At 63.4% G+C, this 14,689-nt stretch carries 12 protein-coding genes; 8 read left to right on the top strand and 4 right to left on the bottom strand.

Annotation, left to right across the window (positions count from 1 at the left end):
• Nucleotides 1-234 precede the first annotated feature (234 nt).
• Nucleotides 235-1,119, bottom strand: a complete 885-nt coding sequence (locus ABWU19_RS08210) for an SIS domain-containing protein (protein ID WP_435901223.1) — start codon at nucleotides 1,117-1,119, stop codon at nucleotides 235-237.
• 272 nt (nucleotides 1,120-1,391) lie between these two features.
• Here ABWU19_RS08210 and ABWU19_RS08205 point away from each other — a divergent pair, with 272 nt between their 5' ends.
• The 6 genes from ABWU19_RS08205 to ABWU19_RS08180 all read left to right on the top strand — a co-directional run bounded on the left by ABWU19_RS08205 (nucleotide 1,392) and on the right by ABWU19_RS08180 (nucleotide 8,170).
• Nucleotides 1,392-2,570: an MFS transporter gene (locus tag ABWU19_RS08205; RefSeq protein ID WP_435901222.1), complete on the top strand. Its 1,179-nt coding sequence runs from the start codon at nucleotides 1,392-1,394 to the stop codon at nucleotides 2,568-2,570.
• 258 nt (nucleotides 2,571-2,828) lie between these two features.
• Nucleotides 2,829-4,574, top strand: coding sequence for a CAP domain-containing protein (locus ABWU19_RS08200; RefSeq protein ID WP_435901221.1), 1,746 nt, complete (start codon nucleotides 2,829-2,831; stop codon nucleotides 4,572-4,574).
• Nucleotides 4,575-4,835: 261 nt separating this feature from the next.
• A complete protein-coding gene (locus ABWU19_RS08195) occupies nucleotides 4,836-5,456 on the top strand; it encodes a hypothetical protein (RefSeq protein WP_435901220.1) in 621 nt (206 codons plus the stop codon).
• Nucleotides 5,457-5,464: 8 nt separating this feature from the next.
• A complete protein-coding gene (locus ABWU19_RS08190; RefSeq protein WP_435901219.1) occupies nucleotides 5,465-7,321 on the top strand; it encodes a DUF6345 domain-containing protein in 1,857 nt (618 codons plus the stop codon).
• A 20-nt stretch (nucleotides 7,322-7,341) separates the two neighbouring features.
• Nucleotides 7,342-7,803 (top strand): SRPBCC family protein, encoded by a 462-nt coding sequence (locus ABWU19_RS08185; protein WP_435901218.1) that lies wholly within the window; start codon nucleotides 7,342-7,344, stop codon nucleotides 7,801-7,803.
• A 46-nt stretch (nucleotides 7,804-7,849) separates the two neighbouring features.
• Complete coding sequence (locus ABWU19_RS08180) at nucleotides 7,850-8,170, top strand: GYD domain-containing protein (RefSeq protein ID WP_435901217.1); 321 nt, start codon at nucleotides 7,850-7,852, stop codon at nucleotides 8,168-8,170.
• A 19-nt stretch (nucleotides 8,171-8,189) separates the two neighbouring features.
• Here ABWU19_RS08180 and ABWU19_RS08175 read toward each other — a convergent pair whose 3' ends face one another.
• Complete coding sequence (locus tag ABWU19_RS08175) at nucleotides 8,190-8,891, bottom strand: ABC transporter ATP-binding protein (RefSeq protein ID WP_435901216.1); 702 nt, start codon at nucleotides 8,889-8,891, stop codon at nucleotides 8,190-8,192.
• Complete coding sequence (locus tag ABWU19_RS08170) at nucleotides 8,891-10,030, bottom strand: ABC transporter permease (protein WP_435901215.1); 1,140 nt, start codon at nucleotides 10,028-10,030, stop codon at nucleotides 8,891-8,893. The genes ABWU19_RS08175 and ABWU19_RS08170 overlap by 1 nt, the downstream gene beginning before the upstream one ends.
• A gap of 179 nt (nucleotides 10,031-10,209) precedes the next feature.
• Between ABWU19_RS08170 and ABWU19_RS08165 the strand changes: the two genes are divergently transcribed.
• A complete protein-coding gene (locus ABWU19_RS08165; RefSeq protein WP_435901214.1) occupies nucleotides 10,210-10,722 on the top strand; it encodes a DUF402 domain-containing protein in 513 nt (170 codons plus the stop codon).
• Between the two features lie 112 nt (nucleotides 10,723-10,834).
• Here the strand turns inward: ABWU19_RS08165 and ABWU19_RS08160 are convergent, their stop codons facing one another.
• The gene (locus ABWU19_RS08160) at nucleotides 10,835-11,380 is read right to left on the bottom strand and encodes a DUF4256 domain-containing protein (RefSeq protein ID WP_435901213.1); all 546 of its coding nucleotides are present in this window, start codon (nucleotides 11,378-11,380) and stop codon (nucleotides 10,835-10,837) included.
• 304 nt (nucleotides 11,381-11,684) lie between these two features.
• On the opposite strand from ABWU19_RS08160, the gene ABWU19_RS08155 reads away from it, so the two are divergent.
• Nucleotides 11,685-14,636 carry an ATP-binding protein gene (locus ABWU19_RS08155; RefSeq protein WP_435901212.1) on the top strand — a complete coding sequence of 984 codons (2,952 nt, stop codon included), beginning with the start codon at nucleotides 11,685-11,687 and terminating at the stop codon, nucleotides 14,634-14,636.
• Nucleotides 14,637-14,689 lie beyond the last annotated feature (53 nt).

Raw genomic sequence — 14,689 nt, 5'->3', positions numbered from 1 at the left:
ATACCCTGTCCCGAATTGGGGTCTTGCAAGAAAGCTTTGTGGTGCGGGTACTAAGTTGCGCCAGGGCAGATTGGCAAAACCAGCGGAATGAGTCAATGCATGCCTGGCGCAATTCCTAAAGCGAACTTTCGGTACGGCATCTCGCATTTCGCTTATAGAGACACTTAGGCGAAAAAAGAGTCCCTTACGTCCTTTTGGCTTTCAAAGACCGGGCTGCCTTTTCTGATAATGGCCCTACGTGGCCTGCCTCAGGTTGTCCAGCACCTCCCAGTCGCCCGGCTCCACCCCGTACAACAAGGCCAGGTAGTAGCTGGCCCAGGCCACGCGGTACCAGTAGCACAGGGCTTTAGCCAGGGTGCCTTCGGCCTCGGGCTCGGGCAGCTCGATAATGGTGTCGACGCGATTTTCCAGAATTTCCTGGGCGTAGTGCTTGCGCTCATCGTCGCCGATCAACACCGCAGCAAGGGGATCGCCCTGCTCGTGACGGGCCTCGAGGCCGGTCACGAAGAACTCCAGGGCCGAAGGTGGGGGGGTAAAGGAGAGGCTCTTGGCTATGCGGCTAAAGGTTTGCTGTAAGGCCGCAGCCAGCCCAGGATAGCGGTCTGGAACCACCCACATGGGGGTGCGCTCCAAAAGCGAGTAGGCCAGAAACTTGGCGGGGTTTTTGCTCAGGCTTACCTCGGGGCGCAGGCGATCACGCTCGAGCAGCAAGGCCTGGTCTATGCGGCTCAGCTCGGCTTGCTGGCCCGTGGCCAGCAGCAAAAAACGCAGGTAGCGGTAGGTAGCAAGAGGATGCGCCAGCACCTCTACCTCGACGTTCTCACGAAAACCCAGACGAACGATTTCCGCACCACTCACAGAAGCGTAAAGCCCGGCCCCGGCCGCACCGCCGAAGTCGTAACCCCCTTCCAACACAAACTGCGTCCCGGTGGCAGTAAGCTCCTGGGCAAAATCGCGGGCCAGCTGCGCCGCCCACCAGGCCTCGCCAAAACCCACCACCCCATAAGGGGGGGCATACCTGGCTTGGGGAACCGGCCCACTGCCCACCAGATCGCGCAGTTCAAAGGCCAGACCAAACCGGTCGGCCAGGTAGGTTTCCTGGGAGTCGAGGTCGCGCATTCCCTTTTAGTGTAGCGGCCCGGCCCACTTATCGCACTCTTCACAGACGTGGCCTCCCATCCGGGAGGCAACTGGGCTGTGCAGCACACAGCAATCAAGTTGTGAGCAGTTCAATTGATAAAGGGTGCTCTAATGGCAACGGTTGCAATGGCTTCCCGGCCTTCTCGCAAACCACAACACACCGTTGGCCTCCCAAATGCACAGGCAAAGACAGGGTATATGTGCAGTCTGGTTTTACGCTTGTGGGGCAAATAAGGTAGCCTGAACCTCGCATGTCGCCCCGGGCCGTCCTCATTGCTGCCATGACCGCCGGAACCGCGGTGTCCCTCATTGGGCAGGCCTACCCAACCCTGGCCCCTTACATCCGCGCCGACCTGGGGCTTTCCCTGGCTGCCGTGGGCTTGCTCAATACCTTTATCTACATGGGCACCATGCTGGGTTCACTGCCTTCGGGCTGGCTCACCGATAAGCTGGGCAGCCGCACGGTAATGATTGCCGGAACCCTGGCAGGCGCCGGAGTGGCCGTTGCCATTGCGGTGCTGGCACAATCCCAGTGGGTGCTGGTTCCACTTTTGTTTTTGGTGGGGCTGGTGGTGGCTTCGGCCACCCCAGCCGGGGCTCAAGCGGTGGCCCAGTCGTTTCCGCCGGAGCGGCGCGGCCTGGTCATCGGGTTGCGTCAGATGGCCGTGCCCCTGGGGGGCGCGCTGGCCGCGGCCATTCTGCCTGCTGTGGCCTACTTCACCAGCTGGCGCTGGGCCTCGGTAGTGGCAGCCCTCATTGCCATTGCGGCGGCCCTGGTCGCAGCCCGGCTCTACCACGAAAGCCTGCCCCGCAAAGCCCCGCTCAAAGGGGCCCTTCCCGGGCTAACCCAGGTGCTGCGCGAACGCAATATCCTGCTGGCAGCTACCGCCGGCATGACCCTGCCCACCGGGCAGTTTGTGATGATTACCTACCTGATTTTGTTTCTCAAAGAGCGCTATGGGATTCCCGAACTCACCGGCGCCGCCCTGCTCACCGCAGCCCAGTTTGCCGGTGCTTTCAGCCGGGTGCTCTGGTCGTGGCTTTCCGACAAAATGGGGGGTCGGCGCAAGCCCTTGCTGGTAACGATGGTGGGGCTGGCTGGGCTGAGCGCACTGGTGCTGGCCTGGCTCCCCCCCGGCACACCCCTGCTGTTCAAGGCCCTGATTGTGGTGCTGTACGGAGCCACCGCCCTGGGCTGGCAAGGCCTGCATTTTTCGCTTCTTACCGAACTATCGCCGCCCGGCTGGGAAGGCCGGGTGGTGGGGTTTGGGCTGGTATTTACCTCCATCGGCATCGCCTCCGCGCCTCCCTTGTTTGGTCTGCTGGTTGATTTCAGCAACAACTACGCCCTGGGCTGGATTGCCCAGGCAGCCGTTTTTGGAATTGGGGCCCTGCTGCTTTCCAGCATTGTAGAAAAGCCCCGCAGGTGACGGCGTTTTTTCTCATCGGCGCTCTGCAAACGCGCCGCCGTTATATGCCTCTCGGGGGCCTTATGTGTATTTTTTCACACACGACGCTGATGCGACGGGGGGCACAGCATACTCTTCCTATCAAACAAGAGGAGGGATAAACAAGGTGATTGTACCTGTGCTGGCATCTGTTCGGAGCTATCCATACCGCACCTGCATCGCACTGAGATAGCACAAGCAGCAGGGTTATTGAATTACGCACCATGCCAAGGAAGCATTATGAAACAATTCAAACGCTACAGTTTATGGGCCATCCTGGTTTTGCTAATTGCGGCGTGTGGGGGTACGCCCAACCCAAACAACACACGCTTTGTACCCTATCCCGAAGAAGCCCAGGTACTGGGGCTGGTCAACGCCTTTCGCAGCCAGGCTCGAGCCTGCGGGGCCCAGCAATTCCCCGCCGCCCCCGCCCTGACCTGGGTCGAGGCGGTGGGCGATGCGGCCTGGTTTCACAGCATCGATATGGGCCGGGCCAACAGCGACAGCCACCAGGGGGCCAGCACCGCAGACCGTCTGCGGGCTCGAGGCTTCGACCCCGGCCCGGTGGCCGAGCACCGCAGCCGGACCCGCCTGCCCGCCAACCCCAACGATGCCTTCAGCGTCTGGGCTGCCGATCCGGTCGCCTGCGCCAACATGATGAACCCCGCTTTCACCGTAATGGGTGCAGGCCTGTGGGGCGAGTACGAGAGCGGCAACACCACCGGTATGGCCTTTTGGACCCATATCCTAACCGCCCCCAGGGCCGCCAACCCCCCTCCTACCCCCACCCCTACCCTTAGCGTCAACCCCACTGCCGCTACCGTCACGGCAGGTGGAGGTGCCATCGCTTTTGGCGCCACCCTGACCAACTCCACCGCCAGCATTAGCTGGATACTGGTCGGGCCGGGCAGCCTCTCTACCACCACGGGCGCCAACACCAGCTATACTCCGCCCAGCAGCGGAGGCGCCAGCACAGCTATTCTGTCTGCAAGGGCAGGCGACCTTACCGCTACCGCCGCCATCACCATCAATGCCGCCGCACCTGCCCCCACCCTGGACATCACGCCCGCCCAGGCTACGGTGAGTGTGGGTGGCGCTCCCATCACCTTTACCGCCACCACCAATACCAACCAGACCGTTGGCTGGGCGCTGAGCGCCAGCTCGCCCGGAAGCATCTCGAACACCACTGGCACCACCACCACCTACACCCCCCCCACCACCGGAGGTGCAGGTACGGCCCTCCTGTGCGCGGCGGTTAGTGTCAGCCTCAGCAAGTGCGTCACCATCACCATCAATGCTGCCGCACCGGCCCTAACCGTATCCCCCACCACTGCCACCACCCAGGTGGGCGGGGCCAGCGTGATCATTACGGCCTCGAGCAACCAGGTTTCCTGGAGCATGACCGGCCCCGGCACCTTTAGCTGGGCGGGCTCGAGCTTCACCTATATTCCGCCCGCCAGCGGCAACGGAGGTACCGCCACCGTAACCGCTACCCTGGGCACCCTTACCGCCAGTGCGGTCATCACCATTACCCCCCCAGCCCCCCCGCCACCACCCGACCTGGCCCCCTTCCTGGCCCTGATTAATGAGTTCCGTTCGCAGCCTCGAGTCTGCATGAACGGCGCCGTGGCCGAGAACATGCCGGCTGTCCCGCCCGTGGCTTTCCAGGGGCAACTTAACACCGCCGCCCGCTTACACAGCGAGGACATGGCCGCCAACAACTACTTCAGCCACACCGGCCTCAACGGCAGCACCTTCGTAACCCGCATCCTCGCCACCGGCTACACCGGGGCCCCCCAAGGCGAGAACATCGCCGCCGGCAACGCCAGCGTACAGGGCGCCTTCGATAGCTGGCGCAACAGCACCGGCGGGCACTGCCAGGCCATGATGAGCGCCAACTCCAACGAGATTGGCCTCGGCTATGGCTTCAACGCCAACAGCCAGTGGACGCACTACTGGACGCTGGTGTTCGGTAAGCGCAACTAGAGCTGGTGTTAGACTGCTTTGAGCATATCGGCACAGCAACCCCTCGAGCCTAGTAAAAAGGGGCTCGAGGGTACCGGGTTCCCGGCGGCAACCCAGCCCCTCCTCCATAGAGTCCCGCCCTGCAAAGGTTCAGACCCTGGCGCAATACCCCCAAGGCCTGCATTGAAGACGCTTATTCCCCAGCATCCACTGTCGCAGCGCTGCGCCGTATTTTCGCGTTGTTTTTTCGCAGCCAGATCGGAAGAAGGTGCTATGAAGAGAATGACCAGGTTTGCAATCGTTGGCGCTGCTTATCTCATGGCGAGCTGTAGCTCCCTGATTCCGCCCCAGAACGTGCCCAACCCCCTGGGGCTCAGCGGCCAGCAAGTACAGGTAGAGGTGGGCGCCAGCGCAGTATCCCGCGCCGCCACCGGGTTAGGAACCATCAAGACCAGTTTTGCCGATGTGGATACCTCCTCGAGCCCCATTCCGGTAAGCCTCAAACAAACCCTTTTCCGGGTCGGCTTTGTGTCCGAGGTCAGGCTCAGCGCGCCCAGCAGTTCGTTGCCCTGCACCATCATCCTGACCAAAGTGGACATCCAGGTGCACCTGAAGGACGCCCAGCACGCCTTCACCCTGCCCACCTTTAGCCTCAACAAGGTGGTCGAGCTCGAGCAGCAGCCCACCGACCCCACCGCCTACCGCATCCTTAGCCCCGAGGTGTTTGTGGGCAATGTGCTCGAGGCCGCGGCAGTGCGCCAGCTGCAAGAGCTGATTACCAGCGGCGGCCCCAACCAGGCCGAAATTTACCTGAGCATCCAGGCCACCAGCGTCCCCGAACTGCCCCCCGGTAGCATCCTGACCTTCACCTTTGGTACCACCGAGGCCACGCTGGCTTTTTAGGAGACCTCATGCGCACACGCCTCACCCGCTTGGCGGGCCTGGCACTGCTGGGCCTACTGGTGGCCTGCAGCAACACCCGCCTGGCTTTCGAATTTATCGGTTTTTTACCGGTTTTCTACGTGGTAGAGAACCCCGTCAACCCTACCCGGGCACGCGAACTGGCGCTGGCGCTGGGCATCGAGACCAGCATCATCGCCAGCGATGGCAGCATTCGCTACCTGGACAAGAACCTCTTTCAGCACCTGCCGATGGTTCCGGTAGGCCCAGGCCCAGCCGACGAGGAGGGCCACATCCCCAGCGAGGAACGCTTTGATTTCGAGGCCATCCGGGCCATCCAGCCCCTGGCCGCGGACGAGGCCCGGCTGCGGGCAGTCTCGGCCCTGCAAAAAGCCGGCCTCAACCCCAGAAGGGCCACCATCAGCGTAGGGCATTCGCGCTTCCAGGCCGTCTCGGTCAGGGGCGAGGCGGTGGCCGACGTGGTGCTCGACACCCAGGTGGACTTCGACACCGTAACCCCCAACAACTATCCCCTGCGCGGGCCGGGGGCCAGCATCAAGGTGGTGTTCGACGGGCAGGGCAAAGTCACCCAGCTCCAGTACGCCTACCGGGTGCTGGCAGAAGGCTCGAGGGCTGCCATCCTCTCTGGGCCACAAGCCCAGCGGCGGGCCGCTGCCCAGTACTTCGGGGTAGACCAAGCCCAGGTCACGCTCCAGGGCCAGTGTGCCCGCGTGCAAGCCCAGGCAGGCAGCCTGTGCTTGCAGTCCGAGCTAGTCTATTACGCACCCCCCATGGGCCTGCCGGTCACCCAGATTGCCCCGCACTATCTGTTTACCGGCAGGTTTTCGCTGGACGGCACCACTGTGGAAATTCGCCGCCTGTTGATTCCGGCCCTGGCCAACGCACCCGAGGTCGGGTTGAGCGTTACCAGCGACGGCAGCCTCGCTGTAGAAGGCCGGGCCACGGTACGCGGCGGAAAGGCGCCCTACAGCTACTCCTGGGCTTCTGCCACCACCGCCCTCCCCCTCAACGCGCAGGAGCAGAGCATCCGCTACAACGTCTCGAGCCGCGAGGCGGTGTCCCGCGAGACCCTTAGCGTGGTGGTCACCGATGCCGAGGGCATCAGCACCTGGGCCAGCCAGGTCGTCATGGTCAATGCCCCTGCGCCGATGGCTAAAGCCGCCCCCCAGGCCCAGGCCCCGCACACAGTAGGCGCAGCCTGGGTGGGCGCTTCGCAAAACCTGCCGTACTCGGCCCGCAACGTGGGGGGTTTTCTAAGCCAGGCCAGCGAGGCCGGGGTACAGGTGGCCTTCAACTTTGGCGAGCAACTGGCTTACCAGAGCGATTTCGCCCGGGAGACCGACAGCTTCGGCATCGACAGTGTGGACCTGGGCTTCTACACTGGACACGCCAACGGGCTGGGCTTCAGTTTCGTTACCGAGCGCAAAAAACGTTTCTTCTACTCCGAGCAGGCCAGCTGGGGCGAGCGCGACCTCGAGTGGCTGCTGATTGCGGCCTGTGGGCCGCTGCAGGAGTCCGAGTTTGGCATCCCCTGGTGGCGGCAGTGGGGCGGCGCCTTCAACGGGCTGCACCTGCTGCTGGGCTACGCCAACACCACCTACGACAACAGCCTCGAGGGCCGGCTGCTGGGCCAGGGCCTCTTCGAGCAAAAGCTGCCCCTGCGCCAGGCCTGGGCCAACGCCGCCAGCAGCGTGCAGACCCCGGCAGAAATCTACGCGGTGATGGGGGTCTGGGATGCTCGAGGGGTCAACAACTACAACGACCATTTCTGGAACCTGGGCCCGGTGGGCCCGGACATTCCTGGGCCGGGCGTGGAAGGCTTCTGGCGGCTCTCGGGGCCGTCGTAGGGACAAGCGACAGGTTGCCCATGAACCCCCTCGAGCATTCCCTGGAGAGCACCTGGGTGCTGCGGGCCGCGCTGGGGCCGGTGTGGGGGGCTTTGTCCGACCTTCTGAGCTGGCCCCGCTGGTGGCCCAGTATCCAAAGCGTCCAAAAGGTACAGCCGGGCCGGGCGGATGGCGTAGAAGCCATTTACCAGCTCAACGCACAGGAGCTGCGGGTCTGCGAGGTTCGGCCCATGGAGCTGCTCGAGGCCCACACCTCGCAAGTGCTTTACCGCTGCACCCTGGAGCAGGAGGAGGGCCATACCTTCGTCCACCTGAGCGCGTGGGGCTACCAGGGTGAAAAACACTTTGCCCTGTGCATGTCGGCAGGGGCCAGGGGACTGGCCAGGCACCTGGGGGTGCAGCTGGTGGAGGTGGGCAGCTGGAACGCCACCACCGACCAGAGCATCTTCCCCAACCCCGGCTCCGAAGGAGGTGCAACGTAGACGGCCCTCGACCCCAAACCCCCTATCCAAAGTAAAGGAGACGGTTATGCCCAAGTATCTGCTCAAGGTGAACTACGTAGGTGAAGGTATTCAAGGCCTGCTCGATGAGGGTGGTACACGCCGCAAGGCCGCTGCCGAAGCCCTGGTCAAGTCGCTGGGTGGGAGCCTGGAAACGATGTACTTCGCTTTTGGCGAAACCGACGCATATGCCATCGGCGAGCTGCCGAACGCTCAGGCTGCGGCTGCACTGGCGCTCACGCTGGGGGCCAGCGGGCGCGTCACCTGCGAGACCGTGGTGCTGTTGACGCCAGAGGAGGTAGACACCGCCGCCCGGCTGACCCCGCACTACCGGGCGCCGGGTCAGTAGCTCTCGGTGGCGGTTTTCGCTAAGGGCTGGTTACAGCCGCAGAGGCCGGGGCCAAATCCTCCACCCTGACCAGCCTGCCATCCCTGAGGTGCAGAATGCGCTCGGCCTTGCGGGCGAGCTCGAGGTCATGCGTGACCAGAATCACCGTGCGGCCCTCCCGGGCCTGATGCAGCAAAAGCTCCACCACCCGGGCTCCCGAGGCCGAGTCGAGGTTGCCGGTAGGCTCGTCGGCGAACAAGATGGGGGGGTTCAGGGCCAGCGCCCGGGCAATGGCCACGCGCTGCTGCTCCCCGCCCGAAAGCTTGCTGGGCAGGTGTTTGCCCCGCTGGCCCAGCCCCACCGCTTCTAAAAGCGCGGCGGCCCTGGCGTTGCGCTCCTTGAGGCCCAGCCCCGCCAGCATCATGGGAAAGGCCACGTTCTCGAGGGCAGTCAGGGTAGGAATCAGGTTCCACTGCTGAAACACAAAGCCCATGTGCTTAAGGCGCACCTCCGAACGGCCATCCTCGGACAGGGTGGAAAGCGGGGTGGTGCCGAGGCGCACCTCTCCCTCGCTGGGCACATCGAAGCCCGCCAGCAGGTTCAAAAGGGTGGTCTTGCCCGAGCCCGATGGCCCCACAATGGCGGTCAGACCCGCAGGAAAGCGGTAGGTGAAGTGATCCACCGCCACCACATCAATCTCGCCCTGGTAGTAGCGTTTGTGCAGGTTGATGGCCTCCAGCATCACAGCCTCCCCAGGGCCTCGACCACTTTGAGGCGGCTGGCAGTACGGGCCGGCAAAAACCCGGCCAGCAGGCCCAGCACGACCGCCACCAGCAGCGCAAAGGAGGCCAGGCGGAAGGTTACGGCCGAGAGCGCAACGCCCACCTCGCGCCCGGTGTACCAGTTAACCAGCCCCGAAGCCGCCTGGCCCAGAACCAGGCCCAACAGACCTCCCACCACGCCCAGCAACAAAGCCTCCAGCAGCACCAGGCCAAAGATGAAGCCCTGCTTGGCCCCCAGCGCCCGCATCAGGCCAAACTCGCGGATGCGCTCATAGACCGACATCATCACGGTGTTGGCCACCAGCAGTCCGCCCACGATGAGCGCCACCAGGCTAATGCCAAAGCGCACCAGATCGGAAATCCGCACCGCCCGCTCGGCAAAGCGCATCACATCGCCGGTGGTCTGAGCGCTCACTCCGGCAACCCGGGCTTTGATGGCTTCGGCCACCTGGTCGGCGGTAAACCCTGCGCTTACGCCCACAGCCACTGCGGTATAGTTGCGGGTACCCAGGGCCTCCTGCACCACGCTGGCTGGCACAAAGATGATGTTGTCAGAAAGCCCCCCGCTCCCCTTCAGAATACCCTCCACCCGCAGCGAAACCCTGGGCGAAAGGCGCAAAACCTTGCCGAGGCTGAGCTGGCTGCGTTCGGCCAGCCGACTGCCCACCACCGCGCCGCGGGGGCTGGGGGTCAGGGAGCCCTCGGCCAGGGTGAGGTTGGGGTAAAGCGCCTTGGGGCTCAACCCATCTGGTATCCCCTGGAAAACAAAGGAGCTCTGGGGGTCAAAACCACCTCGAGTCAGCACCACGTAAGGGATAACCTGGTTAATACCCAGGTCTGGAGCAGCTTTTTTCAGGTCTTCCACCAATTCCGGGCGAAGTTCGGGATAACCAGGGCTAAAGGCCTCGACGCCTTCGGGCAAGACCAGAACAGCCGGCCCAACTGCAGATAGCTCGGCCCCCAGGGCCTTGCGCAGCCCTTCACCAAACGACATAAAAAGCACCATCGAGGCTGTTGAGACCACGATTCCCAGCAAGGTTAGAATGCTGCGGATAGGCCGAGCCCGCAGGTTGCGATAGATGAGCGCCAATACTTCCACACCCATCAGGATAACCGCAAAAGGCCGCAAAAGTAGGACATGAGCCCCAGTGTGGGTTGGGGTGTTTTCAGGCTCTAGCCCTGGCGCTAAGCAAATCTACCCGGATGCCTTGGAGGAGGCTCCCCCATCAGCGCAAGCTGAAAGCAGCCCGCTTTTGCCGATTAATCGTAAACTTAACTATGCACCTCAAGGTAGAAACCCACCACCTTGTTGCCAGAACCCATACGGTCAAGGCGGGAACCTTTCCAGTGGCGCTGTACCACGAGCATGAGCACGGGCTCTACCTCGAGCGCGCCTTCGTAGGGCATCCCAGCTACCGCTACTGGAAGGCCCATATTCTGCCCCAGCATCACCTGCAAATTTGCCAGTACTTTACCCATCAGGACAACTATCCCTTCGAGTTTTACATCGACATCGTGCAGGTCGAGCGGGAGGGGCATGTCCTACAGGTGAGGGACCTGTACCTCGACCTGGGCATCGGCTTCGACAAAACCCTGACCCTGCTGGATACCCATGAATTGTTCGAGGCGCTCAGGATCGGCCTGATTAGCCTGGATGAAGCCCTGCTGGCCACCCAAACCCTGCACGGCCTCATCAACCGGCTGGGGCAACACCAAAATAGCCTGGAAGGCACGCTGCGGGCCCAGGGCATTGAGCTGAAATGGGACTGGGAGCTGTCGCCTACCCCCTAACGTTTGCCGAATCGCACCGGCTTCACCGAGATACGCTTCAAACCCTTCAATCGGTATCGGCCCTGGCCTTGGATTGGGCATGGGCAGCACACGGGGGAAACCCGGATGGCCGCTAGACCTTCAGGCAGCCGCGAAAGCCCCTGGCCGCGTAGTACGAGTCGGCCCCGTTGTGGTATATAAACACGCGGTCGTAGCGCCGGTCGCCAAAGATGGCCCCGCCGAGTTTTCGGATGTCGGGGGGAGTCTGGAGCCAGCTCGAGGTCTTGGTGTCGAACGCCCCCAGTTGCTGCAAGGCCCGGTACTGTTCTTCGGTCAGCAGCTCAATGCCCATCGCGGCGGCCATCTCCAGGGCCGAGCCCGCGGGTTGGTTGTGTTTTCTGGACAAGAGGGCTTCGCGGTCGTAGCAGAGGCTGCGGCGGCCCCTGGGACTCTCTAGGGCACAGTCGAAAAAAATAAAAGCGCCGGTCTTTGGGTCGTGGCCTACCACATCCGGCTCGCCGCCGGTCTGTTCCATTTCCCAGAGCGAGGCCAGCTTATCGGGCTGGGCGGCCAGCCGGGCCTCGACATCGGCCCAGCGTAGCCCCGCGTGGCGGTGCGGGTGCTGTTCAAAGCGGGTTTTGAGCACCTGCAGAAGCTCGTCGTGCTGCTTTGCGGTCATCGCTCCTTAGTTTACCCGATGGCAAAACCTGGGGTATACGGAAAACAGAAGTGTGCGGTACTTAGCGCCAGAAAACTGCTTCTGTTCTAGAAAAATCGCAAAAAATCGGGGATGGGCGCTTTTTGCGGTAAAATGTGGGGTAGCACCGAGTCTGGGTGAACATTCAGGGCTGTTCATCCCGAGCAAAGGGGCGATCCCCTTCGGGACGGAGTGTGCTCCGTGCACCAACGGGAGTGTATTGGGCTTCACGATATACATCAAATGAGGGGTTGGAAGAGTATCTCTGTGAAGCCGGTATTACTGTATGCCCCACAACTCGATTCGGCTGATGGGCAGGCCCCAGGCCAGGCTGGGTTCTGAGGTGTTGTTATTCCTCCAGGACAAGCGCTATTTGCTGCTGTCCTACCTGGCCCACAGCGGCGACTGGGTGAGCCGCGAGCACCTGGCCTGCCTGTTTTGGTCGGACTCGGACAGCACCAGCGCCCGCAAAAACCTGCGCCACCTGCTTTCGCGGGTGCGGGCGCTGGCGTGGCAGCCCAGGCTCGAGACCCGGCAGGAGTACCTGCGCTGGCAGGTAGATACCGATGTGGCTGCGTTTAATAGCGCCTGTGCCCAGTCCAACTGGGCCGCCGCCGTACAGACCTTTGGGGGCGAGCTGTTGCAGGGCTTTAGCGCCGACGACACCCCAGAGTTTGCTGCCTGGCTCGAGACCGAGCGCGAGCACCTGACCCAGCGCTGGCGGGGGGCGGTCTTTCAGCAAAGCGTTGCGCTGGAGCAAAGCGGCCAGGGCCTAGAGCTGCTGCAAACCCTGCTGGACTCCAACCCCCTCGACGAGGAAGCTCTCGAGCGCTACATGCGAATGGCCGCTCACCTGGGAGAGACCCGCATAGCCCTTCGCGCCTACGAGCGCTTTTTCGAGCTGCTGCACAAGGAGCTAAACCTGCCGCCTACCCTGGGCCTCGAGCGCCTGGCTGAGTCCATTCGACAAAAAAGCCAGACCCTGGTGGGCCCATCCCCCCCTCCGCCAATCCCCCACGCCCCGATGGCCCGCATGCCCTTTGTGGGGCGCGACCTCGAGCTTGCTGAGATCGCCGAGGCCCTGCAACAGCCCGACCGCCGCCTGCTCACACTGAGCGGCCCTGGGGGGGTGGGCAAGTCGCGCATGGCCCTGCAAACGTTGCTCGAGCAGGCCGCCCACTTCCCCGAGGGGGCCCACTTTGTGGCGCTCGACTCGCTGGAGACCCCCGAACAAATCCCGCTGCGCATCACCGAGGCCCTGCGACTCCCCTTGCAAGGCCCCGAACCCCCGCTGGCCCAGCTCGAGCACCATATTGGCCAGCGGGCCATGCTTTTGCTGCTGGACAACTACGAACACCTGCTCGAGGGGGCCAGCCTTGCCCTCCGGCTGCTGGAAGCCTGCCCCCGGCTGCATCTGCTGGTCACCTCGCGCGAGCGGCTCAACCTGCACAGCGAGTGGGTCATTCAGGTGCGGGGGCTTGCGCTACCCGAAGCGCCCGTCCCCCTGCTCGAGGCCCAGCACTACGACGCGGTGCGGCTGTTTGTGTTGCGGGCACAGCAGGTACGGCCCGATTTTGCCCTGAACCCCCAGAACCTGCCGCTGGTGCTCGAGGTCTGCCGCCGGGTGGAGGGGTTTCCGCTGGCGCTCGAGCTGGCCGCGGCCTGGGTGCGCACCCTGCCACTGGAAGAGATTGTGCAGGAGGTGGGCAGCCCCGAACTGATGGTCAGCCAGAGCCGCGATACCCAGCCGCGCCACCGCAGCATGGAGGCGGTGTTCGAGCACTCCTGGCGGCTTTTGACCCCAGCCGAACAAACCGCCCTGCAGCGGCTGTCGGTCTTCTTCGGTGGCTTTCGCGCCGAGGCCGTGAAGCAGGTCAGCAGCACGCCCTTGCCCGTGCTGGCCGCCCTGGTGGACAAGTCGCTGCTGCGCCTGACCCCCACAGGCCGCTACGACCGCCACGCCCTGCTCTACCAGTACATGCAACAAAAGCTGGCCGAGCATCCCCTGGAGGAGCAGGAAACCCGCAGCAACCACAGCCTGTACTACCTGCGCTACTTGAGCCGCGCTCTGAAAGAAATTCGCGGCCCCGAACCCAAACCCACGCTCCTGGCCCTGGAAGAAGAGCTGGGCAACCTGCGGCTGGCCTGGAGCTGGGCGCTGGAGATGGGGCGTTTTCAGGCCATCAAGGATGCCGCCGAAGCCCTGATGCGCTTCCTGGACGCACGGGGGCGCTACCAGGAGGGCATCGAGATGTTTGAGGAAGCCCGCCAGGCGCTGGGCTCGAGCCATCCGCAGCAGCCGGCTGCGCTGGGCAGTGTGCTGGTGTTTTTAGGCAAGTTCCAGCAGCGCCTGCGCCAGCAGGAAGAGGCCGCGCAAACCACCCAGCAGGGCCTGGATTTGCTGCAAAGCCATCTGGTTCCCGACCCGGAGCCGCAAATCTGGGGCCTGGGCACGCTGCGGGCGGTGGCCAACACCCAGGGCCAGAACCAGGCCGCCCTGGCCCACGGCCTCCTGGCCCTGAAGATGGCCCGCGAGATGGCCAGCCCCCGCCTGGTTGCGGTCTGTTCGGGCTGGGTCGCCATCTCTGAAGAGCTGCTGGGCCAGCATGGCCAAGCCATTGGCCACTACCGCGAGGCCATTTTTCTCTTCAAGCAACAGGGAAACCGCATCGGCGCCCTCCACAACACCTCCAGCCTGGGAAAGCTGCTGATAGACCTGGGTCGCTTTGAGGAGGCGCTTCCGCTGTTGCAGGAGGCCCTGCAGGAGTGCCAGACCAGCGGCGAGCTGATGGTCTGGGGCGAGACCCTGATGTATCTGGGCCGCTGCTATCTGATGCTGGGGCAGCTCGAGCCTGCCTGGGAATGCGCCCAGGGTGCGCTACAACTGGCTACCCAGCACCCCATGCAGTACGACGAGGTATGGCTATACAACCTGCTGGGCCAGGTCGCCAGCGCCCAGGGCCAGCCTGCTGAGGCCCAGCGCTTTTTTCGGATGGCTTTGGGCCAGGCCTGGCAGGCCCAGCAGATCCCCGAGGCGCTCGAGGTGCTGTGTAGCTGGACCATTGCGCTGGGCACCGAAAGCCCCGAGACTCCAAAAGTGTTGCGGCTCGTGGCTGAACACCCCCAGGCCTTTGCAGCCGACAGGGCAAGAGCCCAGGCTTTGTTGCACGGGGCTTCCGAAGGCGAGGGCCCAACGCTCGAGCAGGTGGTAGGGCATTTTTTAGAGCAATCTTCCTAAGTACACGACAAAACCCCGAGTAGGCAAAAGCAGGCCGCTCCTGTAAGGTGTTT

The organism is Meiothermus cerbereus, from assembly GCF_051297115.1.
GTDB classification, from domain to species: Bacteria; Deinococcota; Deinococci; order Deinococcales; family Thermaceae; genus Meiothermus; species Meiothermus cerbereus_A.
The sequence above is the reverse complement of the archived record's forward strand: the minus strand, read 5'-3'. Positions and strand labels throughout refer to the sequence as shown.